General features: G+C 33.5%; 25 protein-coding genes. 15 read left to right on the top strand and 10 right to left on the bottom strand.

The annotated features are described in order from the left end of the window. Positions 1 to 102 precede the first annotated feature (102 nt). From OZP10_RS17855 to OZP10_RS17840, 4 genes are all read left to right on the top strand, one after another. Complete coding sequence (locus tag OZP10_RS17855) at positions 103 to 1,023, top strand: homoserine kinase (RefSeq protein WP_281632080.1); 921 nt, start codon at positions 103 to 105, stop codon at positions 1,021 to 1,023. 339 nt (positions 1,024 to 1,362) lie between these two features. After that, complete coding sequence (thrC, locus tag OZP10_RS17850) at positions 1,363 to 2,655, top strand: threonine synthase (RefSeq protein WP_281632079.1); 1,293 nt, start codon at positions 1,363 to 1,365, stop codon at positions 2,653 to 2,655. Between the two features lie 171 nt (positions 2,656 to 2,826). Next, positions 2,827 to 4,413 carry an ankyrin repeat domain-containing protein gene (locus tag OZP10_RS17845; protein ID WP_281632078.1) on the top strand — a complete coding sequence of 529 codons (1,587 nt, stop codon included), beginning with the start codon at positions 2,827 to 2,829 and terminating at the stop codon, positions 4,411 to 4,413. Positions 4,414 to 4,493: 80 nt separating this feature from the next. Beyond that, positions 4,494 to 4,850, top strand: coding sequence for a hypothetical protein (locus tag OZP10_RS17840; protein ID WP_281632077.1), 357 nt, complete (start codon positions 4,494 to 4,496; stop codon positions 4,848 to 4,850). Between the two features lie 83 nt (positions 4,851 to 4,933). Here OZP10_RS17840 and OZP10_RS17835 read toward each other — a convergent pair whose 3' ends face one another. Then, complete coding sequence (locus OZP10_RS17835; protein ID WP_281632076.1) at positions 4,934 to 5,338, bottom strand: helix-turn-helix domain-containing protein; 405 nt, start codon at positions 5,336 to 5,338, stop codon at positions 4,934 to 4,936. A 163-nt stretch (positions 5,339 to 5,501) separates the two neighbouring features. On the opposite strand from OZP10_RS17835, the gene OZP10_RS17830 reads away from it, so the two are divergent. The 3 genes from OZP10_RS17830 to OZP10_RS17820 all read left to right on the top strand — a co-directional run bounded on the left by OZP10_RS17830 (position 5,502) and on the right by OZP10_RS17820 (position 7,452). Next, positions 5,502 to 5,807 (top strand): hypothetical protein, encoded by a 306-nt coding sequence (locus OZP10_RS17830; RefSeq protein ID WP_281632075.1) that lies wholly within the window; start codon positions 5,502 to 5,504, stop codon positions 5,805 to 5,807. Positions 5,808 to 6,041: 234 nt separating this feature from the next. Beyond that, complete coding sequence (locus tag OZP10_RS17825) at positions 6,042 to 6,548, top strand: GNAT family N-acetyltransferase (protein ID WP_281632074.1); 507 nt, start codon at positions 6,042 to 6,044, stop codon at positions 6,546 to 6,548. Positions 6,549 to 6,903: 355 nt separating this feature from the next. Beyond that, on the top strand, positions 6,904 to 7,452 hold the full coding sequence (locus OZP10_RS17820) for a HutD family protein (protein WP_281632073.1): 549 nt from the start codon (positions 6,904 to 6,906) through the stop codon (positions 7,450 to 7,452). Between the two features lie 332 nt (positions 7,453 to 7,784). Here OZP10_RS17820 and OZP10_RS17815 read toward each other — a convergent pair whose 3' ends face one another. Then, complete coding sequence (locus OZP10_RS17815) at positions 7,785 to 8,357, bottom strand: Crp/Fnr family transcriptional regulator (protein ID WP_281632072.1); 573 nt, start codon at positions 8,355 to 8,357, stop codon at positions 7,785 to 7,787. A gap of 244 nt (positions 8,358 to 8,601) precedes the next feature. Between OZP10_RS17815 and OZP10_RS17810 the strand changes: the two genes are divergently transcribed. After that, complete coding sequence (locus OZP10_RS17810; protein ID WP_281632071.1) at positions 8,602 to 9,720, top strand: pectate lyase family protein; 1,119 nt, start codon at positions 8,602 to 8,604, stop codon at positions 9,718 to 9,720. Between the two features lie 207 nt (positions 9,721 to 9,927). Here OZP10_RS17810 and OZP10_RS17805 read toward each other — a convergent pair whose 3' ends face one another. The 3 genes from OZP10_RS17805 to OZP10_RS17795 form a co-directional block, all read right to left on the bottom strand. Next, entirely contained in the window at positions 9,928 to 10,311 is a 384-nt protein-coding gene (locus OZP10_RS17805) for a DUF3037 domain-containing protein (RefSeq protein ID WP_281632070.1), read from the bottom strand. Further along, the gene (locus OZP10_RS17800) at positions 10,301 to 11,083 is read right to left on the bottom strand and encodes a HipA family kinase (protein ID WP_281632069.1); all 783 of its coding nucleotides are present in this window, start codon (positions 11,081 to 11,083) and stop codon (positions 10,301 to 10,303) included. Before OZP10_RS17800 ends, OZP10_RS17805 begins: the two co-directional genes overlap by 11 nt. Positions 11,084 to 11,375: 292 nt before the next feature. Beyond that, positions 11,376 to 12,224 (bottom strand): NAD(P)H-hydrate dehydratase, encoded by an 849-nt coding sequence (locus tag OZP10_RS17795; protein ID WP_281632068.1) that lies wholly within the window; start codon positions 12,222 to 12,224, stop codon positions 11,376 to 11,378. Between the two features lie 281 nt (positions 12,225 to 12,505). On the opposite strand from OZP10_RS17795, the gene gcvT reads away from it, so the two are divergent. The 5 genes from gcvT (at position 12,506) to OZP10_RS17770 (ending at position 17,948) form a co-directional block, all read left to right on the top strand. Further along, entirely contained in the window at positions 12,506 to 13,588 is a 1,083-nt protein-coding gene (gene gcvT / locus OZP10_RS17790) for a glycine cleavage system aminomethyltransferase GcvT (protein ID WP_281632067.1), read from the top strand. A gap of 202 nt (positions 13,589 to 13,790) precedes the next feature. Beyond that, a complete protein-coding gene (locus tag OZP10_RS17785) occupies positions 13,791 to 15,827 on the top strand; it encodes a S41 family peptidase (protein WP_281632066.1) in 2,037 nt (678 codons plus the stop codon). 286 nt (positions 15,828 to 16,113) lie between these two features. Then, positions 16,114 to 16,827 carry a YebC/PmpR family DNA-binding transcriptional regulator gene (locus OZP10_RS17780; RefSeq protein WP_012024626.1) on the top strand — a complete coding sequence of 238 codons (714 nt, stop codon included), beginning with the start codon at positions 16,114 to 16,116 and terminating at the stop codon, positions 16,825 to 16,827. A 289-nt stretch (positions 16,828 to 17,116) separates the two neighbouring features. Next, a complete protein-coding gene (locus tag OZP10_RS17775; protein WP_177210129.1) occupies positions 17,117 to 17,539 on the top strand; it encodes a hypothetical protein in 423 nt (140 codons plus the stop codon). A 22-nt stretch (positions 17,540 to 17,561) separates the two neighbouring features. Further along, positions 17,562 to 17,948, top strand: a complete 387-nt coding sequence (locus tag OZP10_RS17770) for a hypothetical protein (protein ID WP_281632065.1) — start codon at positions 17,562 to 17,564, stop codon at positions 17,946 to 17,948. Positions 17,949 to 17,960: 12 nt separating this feature from the next. Here the strand turns inward: OZP10_RS17770 and OZP10_RS17765 are convergent, their stop codons facing one another. Continuing rightward, positions 17,961 to 18,251, bottom strand: coding sequence for a hypothetical protein (locus OZP10_RS17765; protein WP_281632064.1), 291 nt, complete (start codon positions 18,249 to 18,251; stop codon positions 17,961 to 17,963). Between the two features lie 146 nt (positions 18,252 to 18,397). Between OZP10_RS17765 and OZP10_RS17760 the strand changes: the two genes are divergently transcribed. Next, positions 18,398 to 18,607, top strand: a complete 210-nt coding sequence (locus tag OZP10_RS17760; protein WP_281632063.1) for a hypothetical protein — start codon at positions 18,398 to 18,400, stop codon at positions 18,605 to 18,607. Between the two features lie 45 nt (positions 18,608 to 18,652). On the opposite strand, the gene OZP10_RS17755 is transcribed toward OZP10_RS17760, so the two are convergent. Next, positions 18,653 to 19,558, bottom strand: a complete 906-nt coding sequence (locus OZP10_RS17755; protein ID WP_281632062.1) for a LamG domain-containing protein — start codon at positions 19,556 to 19,558, stop codon at positions 18,653 to 18,655. Positions 19,559 to 19,913: 355 nt separating this feature from the next. On the opposite strand from OZP10_RS17755, the gene OZP10_RS17750 reads away from it, so the two are divergent. Beyond that, positions 19,914 to 20,933, top strand: a complete 1,020-nt coding sequence (locus tag OZP10_RS17750; protein WP_281632061.1) for a DUF481 domain-containing protein — start codon at positions 19,914 to 19,916, stop codon at positions 20,931 to 20,933. A 106-nt stretch (positions 20,934 to 21,039) separates the two neighbouring features. Here the strand turns inward: OZP10_RS17750 and OZP10_RS17745 are convergent, their stop codons facing one another. From OZP10_RS17745 to OZP10_RS17735, 3 genes are all read right to left on the bottom strand, one after another. Beyond that, entirely contained in the window at positions 21,040 to 21,933 is an 894-nt protein-coding gene (locus OZP10_RS17745; protein WP_281632060.1) for a LamG domain-containing protein, read from the bottom strand. Between the two features lie 347 nt (positions 21,934 to 22,280). Next, positions 22,281 to 23,321: a cysteate synthase gene (capA, locus tag OZP10_RS17740; protein ID WP_008462690.1), complete on the bottom strand. Its 1,041-nt coding sequence runs from the start codon at positions 23,319 to 23,321 to the stop codon at positions 22,281 to 22,283. A 71-nt stretch (positions 23,322 to 23,392) separates the two neighbouring features. Beyond that, positions 23,393 to 25,453, bottom strand: coding sequence for a S9 family peptidase (locus tag OZP10_RS17735; protein WP_281632059.1), 2,061 nt, complete (start codon positions 25,451 to 25,453; stop codon positions 23,393 to 23,395). Between the last annotated feature and the right edge of the window lie 111 nt (positions 25,454 to 25,564).

The raw sequence follows: 25,564 nt of genomic DNA, 5'->3' as shown, positions 1-25,564 counted from the left end.
AATCTTAGCCTCTTAGAATCTCGAAACCTTAGAAACTAAAAAATAAAAAGTTGCTACAGAAACCTTAGAATCTTAGCATCTTAGAACCTCAGAACCTTAAAAATGGAAATAAAATTATTCTGTCCCGCTACAATTGCCAATCTCTCATGCGGATTTGACGTACTTGGACTTTGCTTAGACAATGCGGGCGATGAAATGATTGTTCGAAAAGTCGATCAAAAAGGAGTTCGAATCACTAAAATTGTGGGTGCCGATTTGCCTTTAGAAACCGAAAAAAACGTTTCTGGAGTTGCGGCTCTAGCAATGTTAGAAACTTTGGACGAACTAGACTTCGGATTCGAAATCGAAATTTATAAACATATCAAAGCCGGAAGCGGAATTGGAAGCAGTGCTGCAAGTTCTGCCGGAGCGGTTTTCGGAATTAATGAATTATTGGGAAGACCTTATTCTCGTAAAGATTTAGTTCAGTTTGCGATGCAGGGCGAGAAATTAGCCAGCGGAAACGCGCATGCCGACAACGTTGCTCCTGCCCTTTTAGGCGGATTTACTTTGGTAAGAAGCTACGCGCCACTTGATATTATCAGAATTGACAGTCCCGAAGAATTATACGCAACGGTGGTTCACCCGCAAATTGAATTGAAAACTTCTGATGCTCGTTCGGTTTTAAAACAAAACGTTTCCCTAAAAAGCGCCATCATGCAATGGGGAAATGTGGGCGGATTAGTTGCAGGTCTTTACACTAAAGATTACGAATTGATCGGACGTTCGCTTCATGACGAAATTGTTGAGCCTTTAAGAAGTGTTTTAATTCCTGGTTTTGACCAAATTAAACAAACGGCTTATGAAAACGGCACTTTAGGTTCAGGAATTTCAGGTTCTGGCCCGTCTATTTTCGCTTTAAGCAGAGGAAAAGAAACCGCTGAAAAAATCGCAAAAGCCATGAGCGACGTTTACGAAAAAATGAATTTGCCGTATGAAATTCATGTCTCGAAGATAAATCCCGATGGCGTAAGAATTTTGTAGAAAAGTATTAAGTACGAAGAATTAAGTATTAAGACAAAGTTTGTCAGGCTGAGCCCTTCGTTCCTCAGGATAAACTCCATCGAAGCTCCCGCAAAGCATAGACACAATACATAACCGTGCAGTTTGTCATTTCGACGAAGGAGAAATCTCCACGAGAAGCTCGACAAAGATTGGATTAACGTTGCGGAGTTACTTGCGAAGATTTCTCGTTCCTCGAAATGACAAAAATGCTTAAAAATAACTATTGAATAAAAAATATAACCACAAAGCTTTGCGAACTCTGCGTTTTCAAAAGAAACCAATTCCTTGCGTGCTTTGCGGTTAAATAAAAAACAACCAATGAAATACTACAGTTTAAACCATAATGCCCCAAAAGTTTCTTTTCAAGAAGCTGTTATACAAGGATTAGCAACTGACAAAGGATTATATTTCCCAGAAAGCATTACACCGCTTGATCCTTCTTTTTTTGATAAAATCGAAAGTTTAAGCCACGAAGAAATTGCTTTTGAAGCGATTAAACAATTTGTTGGTGACGAAATTCCAGCAGAAAAACTAAAAGAAATCATTGCTGAAACTTTAGTTTTTGATTTTCCTGTTGTGAAAGTCGAAGACGGAATCTATTCGTTAGAATTATTTCACGGACCAACAATGGCGTTTAAAGACGTTGGAGCGCGTTTTATGTCACGTTGTTTGGGATATTTCAATAAAGACAAGAAAGACGCTAAAAACACTGTTTTAGTTGCGACTTCTGGAGATACAGGCGGAGCCGTTGCGAGCGGATTTCTTGGCGTTGACGGCGTTGATGTTGTCATTTTATATCCGTCTGGAAAAGTGAGCGACATTCAGGAAAAACAATTGACTACTTTAGGGCAAAACATTAAAGCCCTTGAAGTTGACGGTGTTTTTGACGATTGTCAGGATATGGTGAAAAAAGCATTTTTAGACGAAACTTTAGCGCACAAAAACCTGACTTCTGCAAATTCTATTAATATTGCGCGCTGGTTACCGCAAATGTTTTATTTCTTCTTTGCTTACAAAGCGTTGAAAAGCCAAAACAAACCTTTAGTTTTCTCTTGCCCAAGCGGAAACTTCGGGAATATCTGCGCAGGAATTATGGCAAAGAAATTAGGTTTGCCAATTGAACATTTCGTTGCGTCTACAAACGTAAACGACACGGTGCCAAGATTCTTAGAAAACGGAAAATACGACCCGAAACCTTCTAAAGCGACAATTTCTAACGCCATGGACGTTGGAAACCCAAGCAACTTTATTAGAATTCAGGAATTATACAACAATGACTTAAAAGCTTTCGAAAAAGACTTTTCTTCTTATAGTTATACCGATGAAGAAACGCTTGAAGCAATGAAACACATCTACAATCTACCTGAAGGCTACATTGCAGAACCACACGGCGCTGTGGGTTATTTAGGTTTGAAAAAAGAACTAGAAAAACACCCGAACGCCATTGGTATTTTCTTAGAAACGGCACATCCTATTAAATTCTTAGATGTTGTTGAACCTGCTTTAGGCATTACACTTCCTATTCCTGTTCAAATTGAAAGCGTTATTAATGAGGAGAAAGTTAGTGTGAAGATTAAGAGTTATGAGGAGTTAAAGGATTTCTTGGGGTAAATAATTTATCTTTAAAATAAAAAATTTAGAACCATAGATTATAATATATTGTAACCTATGGTTTTTTATTTTGACAACCATTTTTTAAAAGTACAAATCTTATATTTACCACGTTATATTGAATAAAAAATAGAATTCGAAATGAGGTTTTTAAATATATTAATTAACAAATTGAGAGAAACAACCGAGCCAAACATATATCAGACTGATCATACACAAACACCTGAAATATTCATTCTTATAAAAGAACATAAAAACGAAGAAGCCAAAAAACATTTAAAAAATAATCCATCTGAAATATTTTTAAAGGGATGGATGGATAATACACCATTGCATATTGCATCCTTAATTGGAAATTTTGAAATGGTTAAATATCTTTTGCATAAAGGTGCCAATGTTAATTCTGAGAGAAGTGGAATATATGCTACTCCATTATGTTGGGCAGATAATTATGAAATTGCAAAGTATCTTCTCGAAAAAGGAGCAACAATGAATGACAGAGAGCTTTTTTGTGCAACTCAGGAAAACAAGGCTGAAATAGTTGATTTGTTATTGAGTAATGGTGCAAAAATAGACAAACAAGAACCTCAATATTTAAAGTGTAAATCAATTGAATGTGTAAAAATTTATTTAAAGCATAAAATCGAACTAGATGGTTGTGATGAAAACAAAAGCAATTTACTTCATAAGTTAGCCTGGCTTGATTTACCTGAAGTATTTGATTTCGTTTATAAAAATGGATGTGAATGGAAAAAAGACAGTAGCAGCAGAACACCATATTATTTAGCAAAACAAGGAAGATGTGAAAGTATTTTAAATCATTTTGAAAAATATTATTCTGAAATAATTTCAAATAAAACAACACATCTATCAACCGAAAATTATCATTATAACAGAATATTTTTCTTAAAAGAAAACCCTCTTAAGTTATCAATATATATCGCTCTAACTAAAAATTCTAACTTAGTAAAGTATTCAAAATATGGGAATGAAATTATAGTCAACCAAATTATAAATATTGATGTACCTACAATTAGAAATTTTACTTTTGATTATAAAGGAAATATTATAGTTCCTACAGGAGATCACAGATTATTAATTATTGAGGAAGAATCTTTTAACCACACAAAAACGATAACATTACCCAAAGATTTGGTTTTAGATCAAATCACTTATCTTCAATCAAGAAACTTATACATTGGCAGTTCTCAAAATTGGGAAATAGTCTTACTTTCTGAAAATTTTGAAATAATTAGCAAAACTAAAGCTGAAGATGGTACTCTTAGTCCTAAAACAAATCATAATAACTTAATTGCTTTTAATAGTTACGACCAAGAAACCTATTTTAATTTATATCATCTTAAAGAAGATTTGAGCGTTCAATTTATTCATTGTTTCTTTAAAGAATGGAATAACACCTCTAGCGGATTTGCATTCAATGGTAATGAATTTGCCGTATCATTTCCAAATGAACTTGAATTCTACGTATTTAAAGATGATACTATTACTAGAATTTGGGAAATGGATATTTCGAAATACCATTCAAAACATGCGTTGAGCTATTTGGCTTTTAAAGATGAAAAGGTTATCCTTATCGGAAAAGGAAAGACTATATTATTCATTGATAAACAAGAAAAGAAAATACTTAAAGAGATTCAATTAGAATTAGTAAGCGAAATAAGAGATTTATATATTGATGAAAGTAAAGAGAATTTAATAATTTATACAGATAATGAATTAAAATTAGTATTGCTGTAAAGTTTTACTAACGACTTCTCTTCTCTAGCTAGCGTAAGCTTCCTAAATATAGCAATAAACAAATTAACCAAAATTAAAAAATGAATAAAAAAATATTGTTCTCAATTGTATTTTTAATCGGGTTAATCTATTTATATGACAACTTCTTTACCAAATCCATGATTATAGGAACTTATGTAAGTAATGGAAGTGGCATAGATGGTCCAAACAAAAATGATACATTAATACTTTTAGAAAATTACACTTACGAAAGTCAAAGTTGGGGAAAAGGAAAATACACTTTAAATAATTCAGGAGAAGGAACCACGATTAATATTCATTACGATTATGAATTTGGCAAAGGTGACTATCAAATGAGTATTAAAAGAAATTTTTATATAAAACCCAAATTAATCTTTGATTTTGATCAAGATTACTATTTCGAAAAAATAAAATAAATATCCGCTCCTATTAGCAGTAGAACAAAAAAAGAGACCTCATCAAAGGTCTCTTTTCAATTTAATATATCTTCAAAAATGGATTATTTCCCGTTCAATAATTTCTCCAAATACTCCACTTTATCTTTTTCAGCTTGCACCAAACGTTCGTAAAGTTCAACGACTTTATCTAAAGGATTAAAAGTACAGTCGTAATTATTATTTGCTCCTTGTCCAAAACTACTATTTGAAACAGCATCATTAAAAGTATTAAAATAATTAAAAACAGCTTCTTCCGAAAAGTTTTTAATTGCTTCAACAGTTACTTCCAGAGCTTCTGCAATTTGGTTAAGCTTTTCTTCGTCAACATTTTCACTCGCTTCAATATTCGAAACCGTTTGTTGCGTTACGCCAATTGCCATTGCCAAAGCTTCCTGCTTCATGCCTTTTAGTTCTCTAATTCGGCTAATATTTCTGCCGATATGTTTTGGTTTTACTGCTGTGCTCATGAATCAAAGATATTTAAAATTCTTAAGGAAAAATAGATTTTTGTAAAAAACTAAGCCCATTTGTGATAAACAAACGTAAATATTTTTGTAACTCAAAATCTCTGGCTTACTTGCCGCTAATTACACAAAAGTAAGATTTTTACATCAATTAAAACTATAAGCCATGATAGAACCAAGTAAATTATCAATAACCGATTTTTTAGAATTTGCAGCCAGAGTTAACTATTTTACACAATTAAAACCCCGTAAAAAGAACAGTAACTCTTTTAAAACCAAAATGACCATATCGTGTTACAACGAATTAATGCAAACCATTATTTCGCTATTAAGAACAAGTATTAACACGCTTCAACAGGAAGAATCTCAAACTGCCATTGATGCTATGCTTCTTCTTGAAATCGCGATACAGCTTTTGCCTTCTGATGAAATGGAATTGTTGGATGAGTTGTATAAAGTGCTTCATGACTAACACTAGCAGAAAATTTTGTAAGATCGATCAATGAACACCGCTATTAATAAAAGCTGTTCCTATAGTGTGGATTATAAGGATTTTTTAATTTAATCATTGTAAATCCGCGTCTTCGTGATAACGAATCTGTTAAATCTGTGTTCTAACAAAAAGATTAGGCTAAAGCCATTTTCTAATGTAATTTTGCTTCTCCAGCTAAAGCTGGAGGCAATTCATTTTTTTTTATAAAATAATATGATTACAAAAGCAATACTGGAAGACATTCCAGCATTAACCATCTTAATAAATTCAGCTTACAGAGGCGAAACTTCTAAAAAAGGCTGGACAACCGAAGCGCATTTACTAGAAGGAAAAAGAACCGACGAACAGGAAATGACGGAAATCTTTCTTGATCCAAAAAATACAATTCTGAAATTTACTGAGAATGACAAAATTATTGGTTCGGTTTTATTGGTTGAAAAAGGACATCAATTGTATTTAGGAATGCTTACCGTTTCGCCAGAACTTCAAAACAGCGGAATCGGGAAAAAACTTTTGGCAGAAGCTGAAATTCATGCAAAATCGTTGGGATTATCGAGTATTATTATGACAGTAATTTCGGTTCGTGAGGAGCTTGTGGCGTGGTACAAACGTCATGGTTATGTAGATACAGGAAAACGTGAAGCTTTCCCTGAAAGTGAAATTCATACTACAGTTTCTGCTGAACCTTTGGAGTTTATTTATTTGGAGAAAGTGTTGTAGGGTTATACCACAAAGATTCGCAAAAAATTACGCAGAGATTCGCTAAGTTTTATTTCATGCATTATATACCCAATCTTGTCATTTCGAGGAACGAGACTCGAGCGATAGCGAACAGGCAAAGCAAATCTTCGTAAGTAACTCCGCAACGAGAATCCAATCTTTGTAGAGCTTCTCGCGAAGATTTCTCGTTCCTCGAAATGACAAACTGTATGTAAACTTTGCCTAAAAAAACTTTGCTAGATTCCTTTTTTAGACAAACCTTACATTATCTTATATAACTTATATGGTTCAAAATAGTTACAACACGAGCTCTTCAAACAAACGACAAATTTTCTCTAAATAAAACATTCAATAAATGAACATACAGCTTTTCTCTAAAAAAAATACTAACCCCTCTATTTGGAGTGGCGGATTGACGTATGAATATATGATTTATCCAAAAACAGCCATTTATGCCAATAGAGATTTCGCATTTAGAATAAGCAGTGCTACAATAGAGCAAACGCCTTCAGAGTTTACCAAATTTAAAGGCTATCACCGATATCTGGTTATGCTTGATAACGACTTAGATGTTGAGGTAAACAAAGAAAAAAAGGCATACGGGAAGTATGAAATCATGGAATTTAATTCGGATGATGAAGTAACTTCTTTCACCAAAGGCACTGATTTTAATTGGATGGTTTCTGAAAAAATATCCTATCATAAACTGGAAATTGCAAATCGCAATCAGAATTGTAATGCTGAAATAATTATTTTGTTTTCTTTAGAGACTACAGTTATTACAATTAATGAAAAGTCGTACCATTTAGAAACCAGTGATTTATTGGTTATTGAAAATGAAGAAAAGGAAAATATAATGCTTCATTTTTCTACTGAATGCCTTTTTGGGATTATGAATTTTTAATCAAGTTTTTTTGCCACGATCCCGATAGCTATCGGGACAAAGGTGCGAAGTTTTTATATAAATTTCCCATGTAGTTTGTCATTTCGACGAAGGAGAAATCTTCGCAAGTAACTCCGCAATGATAATCCAATCTTTGTCGAGCTTCTCGTGAAGATTTCTCCTTCGTCGAAATGACAAGATTGCGTATAACTTTGAGAATAAAACTTTGCGTCTCTGCTTCCGATAGCTATCGGGATTGCGAGATTTTCATATAACGCGTGAGACGCACAGCAGTGCGTCTCTACAGAAAAACCTTTATCACTTCGCGTCTCTGCACCTTTGAACCTTAAAAACTAAGAAACCGTTCTCTTAATCTTCGAAAGAAACTCGTGCGAAACGCCCAAATAAGAAGACAAATTCTTATTGTTTATCGAAGTTACTTTTTGCGGGTAACGTTCTTTAAAATCCAAATAGCGTTGTTTGGAGGTTTTATGGAGCACATCTAAAAGCCGCTGCTGAATGGCGACATTGGCACGTTCGATCATCATGACATGAAACTTAATGAGTTTCGGAATTACAGCGAACAAATATGCTTTCTGCATTTTATTGATGACTACTATTTCACTGTCTTCTATGGCTTTAATATTGTATGTGGTTGGTTTTTGATGGTAGAAACTTTCCAGATCGCAAATCCATTCGTCTTCGAATGAGAAAAAAATGACCGTTTCTGTTCCGTTTTCATTTAGAATGTAGGTTTTGAAAGATCCTTTCAAAATAAATCCTTCGTAACTGCTATTCGAATTCTGGACTTGTAGGAATTGATTTTTCTTCAGTTTAATGAGTTCTGCTTTGGAAACAATAATATTCCATTCTTCATCTGTGAGCGGAATCTTTCGCTCAATGTTGGTTCTTAGTAGGTTGTACATCTTGTGGTTTTTGTGGTTTTTGGTGAGGTTAAATTTGTTTTTTCAACTCATTATTAATTAGGGGCTTAAATTAATGTAATCGATTACGTAAAAATAGACATAAAATACATTTTTGTAAATTTAGAAGTGTTAAAAAAACATATTTAATAGATTTTTTTACGAAAGTTTGAACTTGTTCAACTTTTTTCCTACAAATAATATTGAGTTTTGCGTTGTTAACTTATTAAATAACCAAACTTTAATTATGAACTTAAAATCAACACTTTCAATGTTCGCTGTAACATTGATTTTCGGATTTACGGCATGTAACTCTGAAGAAATCGCTTCAAACACAGAAGCAAGTATTCAACCAACAAACGAAACAACGATTGATGCTTCTGCAACCAATCCGACTGGTAAAATCGGAAACTGCGCCGAGGTTCCAGGATGGGCTTCTCAAAACGGCGGAACAACTGGCGGTGGTTCTGCTGCTGAAACTACAGTTACCACTTACGCTCAACTGAAATCGGCTGTAGAAAACACGGCTGTAAAAGTGATTAAGGTTTCTGGAACAATTACAATTACAGCTAGATTGTCTTTTCAAGATCAAACCGGAAAAACTATTTATGGTGCAAGCGGTGCTAAATTAGTTTCTACTGACCAAACTAAAGATGGTTCTGGAATTTTCAACATCAAAAGATGCAAAAACATCATCATCAGAAACTTGATTTTTGAAGGGCCTGGTGCTTATGATACTGACGGATGGGATAATGCTGTTCTAGACGAATGTACAAATGTTTGGATAGACCACTGCGAATTTAGAGATGGTGTTGACGGAAACTTCGACATCAAAAACAAATCAGATTATATTTCGGTTACGTACACTAAATTTCATTACCTAAAACCTCCAAAAGCGGGCGGTTCTGGAGGATCAGATGATCATAGATATTCAAATTTAATTGGTTCAAGCGATGGCGCAACTGCTGATCGCGGAAAATTGAGAATCACTTTTGCAAGATGCTGGTGGGCTCCAGGCTGTAGAGAAAGAATGCCAAGAGTTCGTTTTGGACAAGTGCATATTCTAAACAGTTTCTTTAACAGCACCGTAAGCAATAAATGTATTGCAGCAGGATTTGAAGCAAACATTCGCGTAGAAAGCAATGTTTTTGAAGGCGTAAAAAACCCAATCGAATTAATGACTGGCTTTACAGCCGTTACTTCTACAAGCAATATATTTACAAGTGTAACAGGAACTCAAGCTGGAAGCGGAACCGCTTTTACTCCGCCATATTCTATCGTAAAATTGGCTAATACTGCCGTTAAAGCTGATATTTCTGCAAATGCAGGACCTACTTTAGGCGGTAATGTTTGTGGTTCTTTCTAAAAAAAATCACCCTTAAAATAAGTTATTTTTAGTTTTTAAACCACGGATTGCATTTAGATGTAGTTCGTGGTTTTTATTTAACCGCAAAGGCGCGAAGATTTTGATTTTAATAAAACGCAAAAGTTCGCAAAGCTTTGTATAAAATCTTTGCGAACCTTAGCGTAATTCTTAGCGAACTTTGCGGTTAAGAAAACTTTGAACCTTTCCCTAAAGAACTAACTCCTCAAACAAACGCTGAATGGTTTTCTCTAAATCCTGACTAAATCCAGGATGAGGTCTTGAGGTTTGAATGGCCGAACTTCTTATTGCCGTTAACCATCTAAAACGTTCTGGAATCTCAAATTCGGCAATTGGACCGCCGTCTTTGGCTCCGTTGGCGATTTTTACCAATGAAGTTAAATTACATTCTAATTGTTCGATGTCGAAATCGGCAGAAAGGGCTTGTATTTTTTCTTTATTTAAATGAAAAAGAACCTTTATAAATTTGGCTTTTTTGCAAAACAAAATGATTCCGATATTCAGGAATTCTTCGCGCTCTACCCTTGGCACAACGCGAATCACAGCATATTCGTATAAGTGGTTATCTTGCATTTTGCGCCTGATTTACAAATATTTCTGAATTCTCTAATCTTGTTTTTAAAAACTTCAGATACACATTTCGCAATCCTTCTGGAGTTTCGTCTGCATCTTCCCATTGCAGCCAGTCTAGCGGAATTGTATTGACAATTTCTTCTAAAACTTCCGGTGTTAAAATCGCTTTAAACTCAGCATCAACTTCTTTTAAAAGTGAAGCTTGAGGCAATAAAACGTGATCTTTTATCAATGCAAAGGGACTTTTAGCATGTTGTTCCCAGTTATGCCAAGAATGATGAAAATACAAACATGCACCATGATCGATCAGCCATAATTCTTTATGCCAAATCAGCATATTTGTATTTCTGAAAGTTCTGTCTACGTTTGTAATATAAGCATCTAGCCAAACAATCTGAGAAGCCAATTTAGCATCTACGGTTGTTACAGCAGGATCAAAAGTAATAGCGCCAGATAAAAAGTGTAACGCTAAGTTTAATCCTTGGCTTCCTTGCAATAAATCCTGAATTTCTTCATCGGCTTCGGTTCTTCCAAAAGCTTCGTCGAGATTGGCGAATACTAATTCTGGCAATTGTAACTTTAAGGCTTTAGCGATTTGTCCGCCAACTAATTCGGCGATTAAGGCTTTTACGCCGTGTCCAGCACCTCTAAATTTTAATACGTATTTAAAGTCGTCATCGGCTTCTGCTAATGCGGGTAAAGAACCGCCTTCGCGCAGTGGCGTTATATATCGCATGACGTTTACTGTTCTTAAGTCGAAGTTGTTTTTCATTTTTTTTAAGATTCTAAGATTCTAAGAAACTAAGTTGCTAAGTCTCTAATCTTGGATGTTACAAACTTAATGATTTTTGATTTTAGATTTTTCCTTTCACGCAGATTCAAAAAGATTTGAGCAGATCTTGGCAGATTTACTCTCATTTTTTGTCATCCTGAGGAACGAAGGATCACACTCTGGATTCGATAAAAATTGGAGATATTCTGTGCGGAGTTTCTTGTGTGATCCTTCGTTCCTCAGGATGACAAAACGTACAACTAATTATCTAATTGACACATTCTCTAATTCTCTAATTCTCTAATTCAAGAAAAGCTTTTCCTAGATATTTAATAATTGTTGAAGCTGTAAAAGACTCATAACCTGTTTTGGGCAAAGCTAAATCGGCTGTTAATCCGTGGAGGTAAACGCCCATTTTGGAAGCATATTTGGGTTCGTAGCCTTGTGCTAGAAGACTTGTGAGAATTCCCGTTAGAACGTCGCCACTTCCTGCGGTTGCAAGTGCTGCGTTTCCACTTGTGTTTTCGTAAACTGAAGTTCTATTGATGATGTAAGTTGGCGCACCTTTCATAACCACAATGACTTTGTATTTTTCTGAAAAAGCGATCGTTTTTTGGAATTTCTCGGCTTCTGAATTCCACTTTCCTATCAAACGTTCTAATTCTTTTGGGTGTGGTGTTAGAATGGTGTCTTCTGGAACTAATTCTAACCAAGATAAGTTTTCTGAGATAATATTCAATGCATCGGCATCTAGAACCAAAGGCGCTTTATTGACTCTTAAAAATTCAAACAAGGCTTTTTGTGTTCCGAGCTCCTTCCCTATTCCGGGTCCGATTCCTACTGCTTGCGGAATTAAAGGCAAATGTATATTGGTTATAAAATTCACGTTTTCATCGGTTGCCACCATTACTTCTGGAATGGAAATTTGAAGTATTTGATAACCGCATTTGGGTATAAAAGTTGTTACGAGTCCGCAGCCTGTTTTGAGACAGGATTTTGAAGCTAAAACCGCCGCTCCTATTTTGCCATAACTTCCGGCAATAATCACCGCATGACCTTGTGTCCCTTTATGAGTTTGAGGATTTACGGGTTTGTATAATTTCTGAATCTCTTCTTTATTAATTAAATACGGTGATTTCATTTGAATACTTTTATATAATAAAATTACGTAAAAAATCGAAATCCTGATTGTTCTTTTGAAAACGACAGCCCTAGCCCTGATTACTTCACTATATTTTATTTTTTTATTGGAGTTCAGTGAACTTCGTTTGTAGCGGCATCCTTTTGCTTTTTTCTTTAAAAAGCAAAAGATATAGCGGATAGCAGGAAATAGCTCCTAATTATTGCGAAATTTATAATTTAAGCTCTTTTAATTTGATATTTTTTGAATAGATTTGCAAAACAATTTTATAAAACAACACAATGAAAAATACTGCGCTTACGCACATACATGAAGGTTTAGGAGCAAAAATGCTTCCTTTTGCTGGTTACAATATGCCTATTACTTATGAAGGGGTTAATGCAGAACACGAAACGGTTCGTAATGGTGTGGGCGTTTTTGACGTTTCGCACATGGGTGAATTTTTGTTAACGGGTCCAAATGCACTAGCTTTGATTCAGAAAGTGACTTCAAACGATGCTTCTACTTTGACGATCGGAAGAGCACAATATTCTTGTCTTCCAAATAACGAAGGCGGAATTGTTGATGATTTGATTATTTATAAAATGAAAGAGGAAGAGTATTTACTAGTTGTAAATGCTTCTAACATTGAAAAAGACTGGAATTGGATTACTTCTCACAATGATTTAGGAGTTGATATGAAGAATCTTTCTGACGAATATTCTTTATTGGCAATTCAAGGGCCAAAAGCGGTTGAAGCTATGCAACCATTAACTTCTATCGATTTATCTGCTATTACTTACTACCATTTTGAAGTGGCAGATTTTGCAGGTTTTAACGATGTTATTATTTCTGCTACTGGTTACACTGGTTCTGGCGGATTTGAGATTTACTGCAAAAATGCTGATGCTGAAGCTATTTGGAACAAAGTTTTTGAAGCTGGAGCTTCTTTTGGCATTAAGCCAATTGGTCTTGCTGCTCGTGATACTTTACGTTTGGAAATGGGATTCTGCCTTTACGGAAATGACATTAACGATACAACTTCTCCTCTTGAAGCTGGTTTAGGATGGATTACAAAATTTACTAAAGATTTTACTAATTCTGAGGCGCTTAAAAAACAAAAAGAAGCAGGTGTTACTAGAAAATTAATTGCTTTTGAAATGCAAGAGCGTGCCGTGCCAAGACACGATTACGAAATTGTTGATGGTTCTGGAGCGGTAATCGGAATTGTAACTTCTGGAACTATGTCTCCTTCTATGAATAAAGGAATTGGTTTAGGATATGTAACCGTTGCAAACAGTGCAGTTGACAGCGATATTTTTATAAGAATCAGAAAAAATGATGTTCCTGCAAAAGTGGTAAAATTACCTTTTTACAAGAAATAAGTTTTTTACTTTATAATTTTAAAGAATGCGTTACGGTTGTAACGCATTTTTTTTGCTTTAAAATAAGCAAATTCAAGTTAAATTATTTGGTTCGCGTTCGTTTAACGATGAAAAACTTTTAGTTGTCGATATTTTGCTAAAAATACTACAATTTGTAAAAAAATTGATGTAACTTTAATCATGAACCCATGAATTTCCATTTATGAAAAAGATTTCACTACTCCTTTTTTTGCTGACATCAACTATATCCATTGGTCAGAACAGCGCAGAAACTTGTGAAATATTAAACAAAATAAATGCGCTTATTCAAGCAGAACACCTAAGACCAAAACCAGTTGATGACAGTTTATCTGTGTTCGTTTTTGACAATTTAATTAACGAACTTGACCCATCACGCAATATTTTTTTTAAGAGTGAATACGATGAGCTAGCTAAGAAATACCGTTACAATTTAGACGATCTGATTCTAAAGAATGATTGCAGTTTTCTTACTGATATAAAAGCAGTGTACATAAATGGCCTTATACGCACAAAAAAAGTCTTAGAAAAAATTCAGACAATCCCTATTGATTACGCTAAGAAAGATACAATCCGTTTTTACAAGAAGTCTTTTGCCTTTTATTTGAAGAAAGAAGACATGGAAAAGGTTTGGATGAAAAAGCTACGCTATCAAATCTTGGACGATATTGCTGAGATGAGCGAGAATTTAGATTCTGTAAAAGCTAATTTTAAATCGATCGAACAAGCTTCTAAAAATCAAATTCTTACGAATGAAATTTGCCGTTTTACAACTTTAATTGACAATAACGGCAAACAAGAAGAAAAATTATACAATTTCTTTTGTACGTATTTTGATCCGCATACCGCTTATTTTAGTGATGACTCTAAAACAAGTTTTGTTGCATCTTTATCCAAAGAGCATTTGTCGTTAGGAATGACGGTAAACCTCAACGAGAAAAACGAAATTATTATTGATGAGGTTGACCCAAACGGACCAGCGTATCAGACAGGACAAGTAAAAAAAGGCGACCAGATTATTTCGATATCCAATCAGAAAGAAACGCTTCAGGTTTCGTGCGCTTCGTTAGAGTCTATATCGACCATGATTTTATCTGAAAGCAACAAACATATTACGCTTACCTTAAAACGTAATTCAGGTAAAAGTTTTGATGTTTATATTGAAAAACAAATGATGAAAGATGAAGAAAATTCGGTTTTCAGCTTCATCATTGGTAAAGACAGTAAAATAGGTTATATAAAAATTCCGAGTTTTTATGCAGATCTTGATGGCACCAGTAGAAAAGGCTGTGCTGATGACGTTGCGCGTGAGGTTATAAAACTACAGAGAGATAGTATAAAAGGCCTTGTGATTGACCTTATTGACAACGGCGGCGGTTCTATGGAAGAAGCTATAAAATTGGCAGGAATGTTTGTAGATTATGGTCCGCTGTCGATTGTAATTGATAACAAAAAAGAGAAATCTGTAATTAATGATCCTTTTAAAGGGGTAATTTACAGAGGACCAATCGTGGTTTTGGTTAACAGCAATACGGCTTCGGCAAGCGAATTTTTTTCTTCTATCATGCAAGACTATAATCGTGCACTTTTATTAGGAAGCACTACATTAGGAAAAGCAACCATGCAGACTATTCTTCCGCTTGACGAAGAAAAAAATACTGATTTCTTAAAAATTACAATTAATAAATTTTACAGGATTACAGGCAAAAGCCATCAATACATTGGCGTAAAACCAGATGTGGTACTTCCTGAATTTTATGAGGATGTTTACCAGAAAGAAAGCGATTTCCCGACAGCCATAAAAAACGACAGTATCGAACCTTTCCTAAAATACAGAACGTATGTGAAGCGAAATTTAATCGATAAAATTGCCAAGAACAGTTCAGTAAGACTGTCCGACAATTACTTTTTTAACAATATTAAAAAGATTAATCTCAAAATAGATCAACTTGTAAATACTCCAAAAGCTGAAATTCCGTTGACTCTTGATGCTGTTTACAAACAGAAAAAAACATTAGACGCACTTTGGACAGAGATCAATACTTTTAACGATGAAAACAATCCGCTTGATGTGTATAACTCGAGTGTTAATCAGTTTCTTTTAGGAGCTTATCCAAATGATAAAACGATTAACCAATATCAAATGGATAATCTAAAAACCAATCCGTACCTCAACGAAGCCGTAAATATTATTAATGAGTTTAATGGCGGAAGCAAATAGTTTGTTTCAGGTTTCAGGTTTCAGATTTCAGGTTTAACCGCAAAGTGCGCTAAGGTTTACGCAAAGCACACAAAGAAATTTTTAAGTTAAGATATAAAATAAAAAAGTTCACAAAGCTATATAAATAAAACTTTGCGAACCTTGCGTAAACCTTCGCGCACTTTGCGGTTAAATTCAACACAAACTAAGTAACTTGAAACTTGAAACTTGAAACAAAAAAGAACAATTTTGTTTTTGTAAAAAATAGGAAAACCGTATTTTTGCATCACAAAACTAAAAATTAGAAATGGGAAGAGCGTTCGAATTTAGAAAAGGAAGAAAAATGAAACGTTGGTCTGCAATGGCCAAAACATTTACCAGAATTGGTAAAGATATCGTAATGGCTGTTAAAGAAGGCGGACCAAACCCAGACGCCAATTCTAGATTAAGAGCTGTTATACAGAATGCAAAAGCCGCAAACATGCCTAAGGACAATGTGGAGCGCGCGATTAAAAATGCAAGTAATAAAGATACTGCCAACTATAAAGAAATTTTGTTTGAAGGATATGCTCCTCATGGAATTGCAATCTTAATTGAAACTGCTTCTGATAACAATAATAGAACTGTAGCTAACATTCGTAGTTATTTCAACAAATGCAATGGAACAATGGGAACTCAAGGTTCTGTTGAGTTTATGTTTGACCACACTTGCAACTTCAGAATTGCAAAGGATGGTATCGATGCAGAAGAATTAGAATTAGAATTAATTGATTTTGGTGCTGAGGAAGTTTTTGAAGACGAAGACGGAATCTTAATCTATGCTCCTTTTGGAAGTTTTGGTGCTTTACAGAAAGAATTAGAAAACAGAGGTCTTGAAATTTTATCTTCTGGTTTTGAGCGCATTCCGCAAATTACAAAAGAATTGACTGAAGCACAAATCGCTGATGTTGAGAAACTAATCGAGAAAATCGAAGAAGATGATGACGTTATGAACGTTTATCATACCATGAAAGAAGAATAGTCTTTCTATAAAAATATATTTTAAAAAAGCTCTGGATTTTTCTGGAGCTTTTTTTTGTTTTTCAGAATTTTCCCTTAATTCAAATAAAAAATTATATTTGTTATTTATAGAAATAAACTAATTTAAATCTCGATTTATGCAATCATCAAAATTTATGAAATTTGCTGTAATAGCGCTTGTAATCTTATTTATTGTGATTAGTGTTATTAGCTAAAAAAATAGAAGTCTTTTGATTTTCAGAAGACTTTTTTATTTGTTTGCATTATAAAATTCTCAAGGCCAACACAAAATGAAAGAGAAAATTGTTTTTCATGGTTTTATATTAATAATTTTTCTCATTTTCCTTCAGAGAATTGTCATTAATGTAATCTATACAAACGAAAATAATCTTGGCGAAGGCAAAATTTATGACAGTAGCTCTTACAAGAGAGGCGCTAATTCTGCCAGAACATATTCTTATTCCATTATAGGTAAGGATGGAATAAAATATGAAGATAGCGGCAATAGCGACACCAATCAATATGGTTTTTTAATTGGAGATCAAGTTGTGTTTAGAAAACTTCATAATGGCGATTCAAAAGCTGTCCGTATGATAAAACGAAATGGAGAACAAGTCCGGAATTATTATGGCTTTGTAGATTACGCCAGTTTTATTTCTGTAATACTTATAGTTCTTGGTTATATTTATATTCCTAAACTGCTGAAAACTTAAAGCCAAATTCTCCGAGCTAATTATGACCAAAATTTCAATTATAAAAAAAATACAATTAGGTGGCGCAAGGTCGCTTCCAATTGAAACTCCTGATTCTGAAGTACATTTTAATTTCTACTGCGGAAACGGACGAATAAAACATGAAGTTATTATTTCTTTTAAAACCTCTAATTTCCTAAGTTCATTAATCAAAACTGGCATGATAACCAATCAGGATTTAGCCCAAACCAATATTGTTAAGTTAGAATACTTAGAAGATCCCAATACAGCAATTTCATTTAGGTATCAAATTTGTAATTTTAAAGATTGCCAGAACACTTACCTTTTAATTTTTGATATTCATGAAAATAGAGGTTATTATGGCTTTTATATATATGGAGTTTTACAGATAGAAAATAATTTTTTATAAAATTAATTCTACTTACAAATCATTCGAGAAATCATTATTCGCGTAATAATAGTTTTTAAAAAACAGAAGCAAATCTTCCGTATCAATTGAAGATTTATTTTTGTTTAATGTAGTGCTAATAATGTCATTGTCTTCATTTTTTTCGATTTTCCAAATACCATTTTCATTAACCAATAATAGAAAAATCCATTCGTTGCAGTATTTAGAACAAAAAGTTATTCTTTCCTTTCCGTCTCTCTTTTTTTTGTCTAAATGAACAAAACCTGTAAATCCAATTAATAAAAACTTTTCTTTTATTGTCATATTACTGTGTAAATATTCAGGAGATCGAAACTAAAATAAACTCGGTTAAGATTATTATTTGAACTCATTTTAAACTAAACTTAGATCTAACTAAAGATAACATTTCGATTATATTTGCAACACCTCAAATAAATTCAAACTTAAAAATGCAAACATCAAAAATCACCCGAATTGCTGTCGTAGTATTAGTTCTTTTGTTCTTAGTATTAAGCGTAATCAGCTGCAGTACGCATACACATACTCAAACTTATACGCCTGCGCCATCTGCCAAAAAAATACCGCCAGGACAAGCCAAAAAAATGAATGGAGATAAAAGTGCCAAAGCTTATGCTCCTGGTCAGCAGAAAAAAAGATAATTACAGTCAAGCCTTCCAAAATATGGAGGGCTTTTTTATAAACAGTTATTTTTTTCCAGCCGAATTAATAACCTTAATCAAATAAGTCCCTTCAGGCAAATCGGTTATATTAGAAGCATTAGCACTCATTATTTGTTTTCCTTGCGAAAAAACCTCAATAGTTTTAGTGCTTTTATTTGTTTCTGTTGGAGCGTTGACAGGTGCAGAAGCTTTTACAGGTATAGAGGCGGCTTTTTTAGGTGCATTTACAGTATTAGTAGCCACAGGAACTGTTTGAGATACCGAAGAAGTGCTTGGTTTCGAGCTATTATATGCTTCTCTAACCTGTTCGTCTGTCATAGCAACGCTATATAATCTTAAATCGTCAATATCTGCATTAATACTCGTTGAAGTATTTAATTTTCCCAGATTTAAAATATAGCCCTTTGCTGAACGCTGAATTCCTTCTACAGTTTTTAGCAATTCGCCATTACGATAAATTTTTGATACATTTCCATCATAAGTGATACTATACATATACCATGTCTCTTTTACTAATGGCACTGAAACTATTACATTATTTGTGTCTCCCCAACCCACTAAACTTAAATCTGCATTGCCACCAGTTACCGGCTGATGCACCAAACCAAAATATTGTCCATTTACCGCCGCACCGTATCCAAAGATGTAATTCGGAATATTAACTGCATTAAATTTTACCCAAATAGATATTGTTTTTGGTTTATTATCCTGAGGAAGCTCTCCTACTACTGCCTGATAAGCCTTGTTTGCAAGTCGTAAAGCACTTTTAGGACTTCCCATTCTGTCATTTACAAAAACTGGAGTGCCTAAAAAAGAAATGGTGTTATCGGCACTGTTTAGATTTCCGTTGAAATTAAATTCTTGCACCGGATTTTGCGCATTAGCAGTTAAAAAATTTACAAACATTAAAGTGAGTAATATTTTTTTCATAATTATAGCTTTTATCAGAATAGTTTTGGGTTAAGGCAAATAGTATTTGATTGTAAAATTTAAACGATTAAGATTTTACAGTTTTAAAATTTCGTTTATTATTTTTAAAAAATTTGTTAAAACTATAATTAAAATTCAGCATATCCAAACCATTCCTACATAGAAATACATAATTCTCACAAAAATACTTTTATAGTTCAAATACCATTCTTTCAAACTGTTTTAAACTCAATTTAATTTATCTGCAGTAATTGAAAACATTCAAAACACTAATTTTTTATAATTCTATCTTACATTGCATTTTTATTTCTAACTTTAATATTACAAGCTGTAAATCAAAGAAATAAACTTAAATATGAAGAAAACTATATTTCTACTTTTTCTTTTGTTTTTCTTAAAAATCAGTGCACAGGTTTCTGATACTCTTGTCTTAAAAAACAATGATATCATCGTTGGCGAAATAAAAACAATGAACAAAGGCATATTACAAATAGAAACCGATTACAGCAAAGAGGATTTTAAATTAGAATGGAAACATGTTAAAAATATTAGTTCAGATCGAATTTATATTATCAATCTTTCTAATGGCAATTTACTAAACGGAAAAATCGTCAAAATTGAAACTCCCGGCAAATGTGAAATAACTAATATTGAAACACAAACCAAAAGCATCGTTGATCTCGCTGATATTGTACGCATTAAACCTGTTGACGAAAATTTTTGGCATAGACTTGATGCTAGTTTCGACGCAGGAATCAAATTAACCAAAGCACAAAGTTTACAGCAATTTACAATAAATGTAAATTTAGGCTACACTGCTAAAAAATGGTATGGAAATGCAACCTACAAACAAATTCAATCTATACAAGATGATAGCGATCCTATACGAAGGATTGATACCGATGTCAGCTATATCCATTTACTGCCAAAAGACTATTTTATTCCGCTATCTGTTGTAACTTTAAAAAATACAGAACAAGATATCGATCTTCGTGTTGTATCAAAAGCAGGTTACGGAAAATACCTTATGCATAGCAATAAAAAATACTGGGGAATTGCTTCCGGATTGTCTTTTAACCACGAACGTTTTACTGGAACTGCAACTCCTAATAAAAGTTTGGAATTATTTCTAGGAAGCGACCTTAACCTGTATGATATTGGTGATTTTAGCATTCAATCTAAAGTGAATTTTTTTCCGAGTTTAACAGAAAGCAAAAGAATACGTGCCGATTTTTCTGTAGATACCAAATATGATTTACCATTAGATTTCTTCATCAAACTTTCGTTTGTTTATAACTATGATAACAAACCAAAGCCGGGCGCATCAAAAGATGACTATGTATTTCAGACTACTTTTGGATGGAAATTAGACTAAAAAAAAAGCCTTCTGAATACAGAAAGCTTTCATTACTATTCCAAAAACCCAATTGCATGCGCAATAAAAAACTAACTAACATTTAAAAAGTAAACTAAAAAACCATTTATTTTGAAGTAATTTTTTTCGATGGAGTACTTGTAATTTTTAATAAATAAGTCCCTTCTGGAAGATCGCTTAAATTCGTTGCATTACTTCCCACTATTTTTTGCCCTTGCGAATAAACCTCAATGCTTTTTGCCGTTCCGTTAACATCGCCCGAAGTAATTATTGTCTGATTTGGTTTTGCTTTTACTGCAGTTTTTGTTGTCTTCGCCTCTGTAGCCACTGCCATTAAATTAGATGCTTTTTCGTTCTCATACAACTGATTTACCTGATCTGGTGTCAAAGCTACATTATAGATCTTCAAATCGTCAATATCTGCATTAATTCCCACCGTCGTATTGATTTCGCCCAATCTAAAAATATTTCCATTAGTAGATCTTACCATACCTTCCAGATACTTTAATAATTTACCATCACGATATATTTTAGAAGTCGTACCTTCATAAGTAATAGCATAATTGTACCATACGTTCTTTTCAAGCGGCGTAGAGACAATTACATCATTAGAAGCTCCCCAAGCAGCCAAACTCAAATCAGAGTTAGAAGAGGTTGTTCCTTGTTGTAATAAACCGCAATATTGTGCATTAAGAGGATTTCCGTAACCCCAAACATAGTTTGGATTCGAAATATCATTGAATTTAACCCAAATGCTAATTGTTCTTGAGCTCTTTCCTTGAGGCAGATCATCGATTACAGCTTCTAAAGCTTTATTATTTAATCGTTGAGCTCCTTTTACAACTCCTGCTCTGTCAGCCACGAAATTGTTGGTTCCGATAAATGAGATGGTGTTTGCTGTATTGTTTAAAGTTCCGTTAAAGTTAAATTCCTGAATCGGTGTTTGCGCATTCACATTCAAAAAACTTACAAACAATACTGCTAGTAGTAATTTTTTCATAATAGTAGATTTTAGGGATTAAACAACTTATGTTATTTTAACACCTCTAAACTAGATTATTATGATTTTGAGCGGAAATATTTCCGACAACTGACCTAAATACTCGTTAAAGTAACACTTTTCAACAATTTTATCAACAAACAACTTTCACACAAAATCATAAATACTATTAAATTATTAAATTAAAATTATTGAAAATCATAATTTCCTACGTATAAATACGGTATATTCAACAATACTATAAATTATACTTTTTGAATCGTTTAGTATTTCATGGAAATTTGCTCAAAAAAAAAACTCCATTCGAAAATTACGAATGGAGTTTAAATATTTTTAAAAGTACTTTATTACTTTACAAATTCAATTTTTTGCGCTTCTTCTTCGTTAACACTATCAAAGAAACCTTGTTCATTCATCCAGTCATCACTGAATACTTTACTCATGTAACGAGAACCGTGATCTGGGAAAATAGCAATAATATTACTATCTTTTGTAAATTCGCCTTCTTCAGCATATTGCTTAATAGCTTGCATTACTGCTCCAGAAGTATATCCAACAAATAAACCTTCTTTTCTAGTAATCTCTCTTGCAGAGTGAGCACTTTCTTCGTCGGTTACTTTCATGAATTTATCAATAATATCAAAATCTGTAGCTGACGGGATTAAGTTTTTACCTAAACCTTCTATACGGTATGGATAAATTTCTTTGCTGTCAAACTCTTTTGTCTCGTGGTATTTCTTCAATACAGAACCAAAAGCATCAACTCCTAGAATTCTAATATTTGGATTTTTTTCTTTTAAGAATTTTGCAGTTCCAGAGATAGTTCCTCCTGTTCCGCTGCAAGCAACTAAGTGCGTAATTTGTCCTTTTGTTTGTTCCCAAATCTCAGGACCTGTAGTGTTGTAGTGGGCATCAATATTTAGTTGATTAAAATATTGATTAATATAGACTGATCCTTTAGTCTCTTCATGCAAACGTTTGGCTACATTATAATAAGATCTTTCATCATCTGCAGAAACGTGAGCCGGACAGACATACACTTTGGCGCCTAAACTTCTCAACATGTCAATTTTATCTTTAGATGATTTTGAACTTACGGCCAAAATACAATTGTAACCTTTAATAATGCTTACCATTGCTAAACTAAATCCTGTATTACCAGAGGTAGTTTCGATAATGGTATCTCCTGGAGATAGAATTCCTTTTCTCTCGGCTTCTTCAATAATATATAACGCTATTCTATCTTTTGAGGAATGACCTGGGTTGAAAGCTTCTACCTTTGCGTAGAAATTTCCTTCTAACTCTTCGGTAATTTTATTTAGCTTAATAAGGGGCGTGTTTCCTATTAACTCTAAAACATTATTATAAGCAGTTATTTCTTCTTTCATAAAAAAATAGTTAATCAAAGGCCTTTTCAAATTAACCTTGATAGGTTGCAAATTTAACAAAAAATTTCTAATTAGCTTTTAATTTTTTCTAAATCTAATAAAAAACTAAATTCTTTTGCTAAGTCTTTTAAAGCCTCAAAACGTCCCGAAGCCCCACCATGACCTGCATCCATATTGGTATCTAAAAACAAAAGCTTATTATTTGCTTTTAAATCTCTCAATTTTGCAACCCATTTAGCTGGCTCCCAATATTGTACCTGCGAATCGTGTAATCCGGTAGAAACATACATATTAGGATATTCTTGTGCTTTTACATTATCGTAAGGTGAGTACGACAACATATAATCATAATACTTTTTATTGTTTGGGTTTCCCCATTCGTCATACTCTCCAGTTGTAAGCGGAATACTGTCATCCAACATTGTAGTAATTACATCTACAAAAGGCACCTGAGCGATAACGCCATTATACAATTCAGGAGCTTCATTTACGATTACTCCCATTAAAAGTCCGCCAGCAGATCCTCCTTCTGCATACAAATGTTCAGGAGAGGTATACTTTTGGTCTATTACAAATTTAGAGCAATCAATGAAATCTGTAAAGGTATTTTTCTTTTTTAACAGTTTTCCGTCTTCGTACCATTGTCTTCCTAAGTCTTCACCACCTCTAATATGAGCTATTGCATAAACAAATCCGCGGTCTAAGAGCGATAATCTTGTTGAAGAAAAATAGGTATCCATCGTAATTCCGTACGAACCGTATGCATAAAGCAACAACGGGTTTTTACCATTTTTCTCTAATCCTTTTTTATAAACCATAGAAATAGGCACTTTTACTCCATCTCTTGCTGTTGCCCAAACTCGTTCTTCTATATAATTGTCTTTATCAAATTTTCCGCCTAAAACTTCTTGTTCCTTCAAGATTTCTTTGGTTTTAGTCTTCATATTAAAATCAATCACAGAAGATGGGGTTGCCAATGATTGATAACTGTAACGCAAAATATCAGTATCAAAATCAACATTTGTTGTTGTATAGGCATTGTACGTTTCGCTGCCAAAAGGAAGGTAATAATCCGGCTCCTCATTCCAAGGCATAATTCTAATATGATTCAATCCATTAGAACGTTCTTCTACAACTAAATAGTTTTTAAATATCTCAATATCTTCCAACAAAACATCTTCTCTGTGCGGAATAAGATCTACCCAGTTTTTCTTTCCTGTTTTGTCTTCTGGCGTTTTCATTAACTTAAAATTCGTCGCCTTATCTTTATTGGTCAGAATATAAAACGAATCTTCGTAATGAGAAATACTGTATTCTAATCCGCGAACGCGTGACTGAAAAACAGTAAATTCTCCTTCTGGATTACTAGAATTCAAGATTCTATATTCAGTTGTCAAAGTGCTTCCAGAACCAATAACAATGTATTTTCTTGATTTTTCTTTGCTGATAGACACATTAAAAGTATCATCAACTTCATCATAAACTAAAACATCATTATCTGAAGTTGTATTTAATTTATGCCTGAAAACTTTATCAGCTCTTAGTGTTGTTTCATCTTGTCTAACATAAAAAACAGTTTTGTTATCATTTGCCCAAACAGAAGCTCCTGTAACATTTTCTATTTTATCAGCTAAAATTTCACCTGTTTCTAAGTTTTTAAATTGAATTGTATATATTCTTCTTCCGACAATATCTACTCCAAAACTGGCAAATTTATTATCTGGACTAATGCTTAAACCTCCCAATTTAAAATAAGCATGTCCTTTTGCCATTTCGTTGCAGTTAAAAAGAATTTCTTCTTCGGCAGAAAGGCTTCCTTTTTTTCTGGCAAAAATTGGATAATCCTGACCAGTTTCAAAACGTGTGATATAAAAATAGCCGTTGTAGAAATAAGGAACAGAAGAATCGTCTTCTTTAATCCTTGCTTTCATTTCTTCAAACAGACTATCTTTTAATTTTTGGGTATGAGAAGTCATGCTTTCGTAATAAGCATTCTCCTTATTTAGATAATCAATTACTTCTGAATTCTCTCTGTCATTAAGCCAGAAATAGTTGTCAATTCTAGCTTCTTTATGTTTTTTTAATGTCTTTGGAATTATTTTAGCCTTTGGGGCCGATATATCATTTTGCATTTATTAAGCATTAATTTTTAAATATGAAGACGCAAAAATAGCACAAACCCAACAGAACAAAATTAATTTTTTCATAAAATATTCTATTGAATTAACACAGCAATATAGTAA

The sequence above is a fragment of the Flavobacterium luteolum genome (genome assembly GCF_027111275.1).
Taxonomy (GTDB): domain Bacteria; phylum Bacteroidota; class Bacteroidia; order Flavobacteriales; family Flavobacteriaceae; genus Flavobacterium; species Flavobacterium luteolum.
The sequence above is the reverse complement of the archived record's forward strand: the minus strand, read 5'-3'. Positions and strand labels throughout refer to the sequence as shown.

Bases quoted from the DNA above. Each gene is read 5' to 3' on its own strand.
- OZP10_RS17855 (WP_281632080.1), top strand. From the start codon at position 103: ATGGAAATAAAATTATTCTGTCCCGCTACAATTGCCAATCTCTCATGC.
- thrC (WP_281632079.1), top strand. From the start codon at position 1,363: ATGAAATACTACAGTTTAAACCATAATGCCCCAAAAGTTTCTTTTCAA.
- OZP10_RS17840 (WP_281632077.1), top strand. From the start codon at position 4,494: ATGAATAAAAAAATATTGTTCTCAATTGTATTTTTAATCGGGTTAATC.
- OZP10_RS17835 (WP_281632076.1), bottom strand. From the start codon at position 5,338: ATGAGCACAGCAGTAAAACCAAAACATATCGGCAGAAATATTAGCCGA.
- OZP10_RS17830 (WP_281632075.1), top strand. From the start codon at position 5,502: ATGATAGAACCAAGTAAATTATCAATAACCGATTTTTTAGAATTTGCA.
- OZP10_RS17825 (WP_281632074.1), top strand. From the start codon at position 6,042: ATGATTACAAAAGCAATACTGGAAGACATTCCAGCATTAACCATCTTA.
- OZP10_RS17820 (WP_281632073.1), top strand. From the start codon at position 6,904: ATGAACATACAGCTTTTCTCTAAAAAAAATACTAACCCCTCTATTTGG.
- OZP10_RS17815 (WP_281632072.1), bottom strand. From the start codon at position 8,357: ATGTACAACCTACTAAGAACCAACATTGAGCGAAAGATTCCGCTCACA.
- OZP10_RS17810 (WP_281632071.1), top strand. From the start codon at position 8,602: ATGAACTTAAAATCAACACTTTCAATGTTCGCTGTAACATTGATTTTC.
- OZP10_RS17805 (WP_281632070.1), bottom strand. From the start codon at position 10,311: ATGCAAGATAACCACTTATACGAATATGCTGTGATTCGCGTTGTGCCA.
- OZP10_RS17800 (WP_281632069.1), bottom strand. From the start codon at position 11,083: ATGAAAAACAACTTCGACTTAAGAACAGTAAACGTCATGCGATATATA.
- OZP10_RS17795 (WP_281632068.1), bottom strand. From the start codon at position 12,224: ATGAAATCACCGTATTTAATTAATAAAGAAGAGATTCAGAAATTATAC.
- gcvT (WP_281632067.1), top strand. From the start codon at position 12,506: ATGAAAAATACTGCGCTTACGCACATACATGAAGGTTTAGGAGCAAAA.
- OZP10_RS17785 (WP_281632066.1), top strand. From the start codon at position 13,791: ATGAAAAAGATTTCACTACTCCTTTTTTTGCTGACATCAACTATATCC.
- OZP10_RS17780 (WP_012024626.1), top strand. From the start codon at position 16,114: ATGGGAAGAGCGTTCGAATTTAGAAAAGGAAGAAAAATGAAACGTTGG.
- OZP10_RS17775 (WP_177210129.1), top strand. From the start codon at position 17,117: ATGAAAGAGAAAATTGTTTTTCATGGTTTTATATTAATAATTTTTCTC.
- OZP10_RS17770 (WP_281632065.1), top strand. From the start codon at position 17,562: ATGACCAAAATTTCAATTATAAAAAAAATACAATTAGGTGGCGCAAGG.
- OZP10_RS17765 (WP_281632064.1), bottom strand. From the start codon at position 18,251: ATGACAATAAAAGAAAAGTTTTTATTAATTGGATTTACAGGTTTTGTT.
- OZP10_RS17760 (WP_281632063.1), top strand. From the start codon at position 18,398: ATGCAAACATCAAAAATCACCCGAATTGCTGTCGTAGTATTAGTTCTT.
- OZP10_RS17755 (WP_281632062.1), bottom strand. From the start codon at position 19,558: ATGAAAAAAATATTACTCACTTTAATGTTTGTAAATTTTTTAACTGCT.
- OZP10_RS17750 (WP_281632061.1), top strand. From the start codon at position 19,914: ATGAAGAAAACTATATTTCTACTTTTTCTTTTGTTTTTCTTAAAAATC.
- OZP10_RS17745 (WP_281632060.1), bottom strand. From the start codon at position 21,933: ATGAAAAAATTACTACTAGCAGTATTGTTTGTAAGTTTTTTGAATGTG.
- capA (WP_008462690.1), bottom strand. From the start codon at position 23,321: ATGAAAGAAGAAATAACTGCTTATAATAATGTTTTAGAGTTAATAGGA.
- OZP10_RS17735 (WP_281632059.1), bottom strand. From the start codon at position 25,453: ATGCAAAATGATATATCGGCCCCAAAGGCTAAAATAATTCCAAAGACA.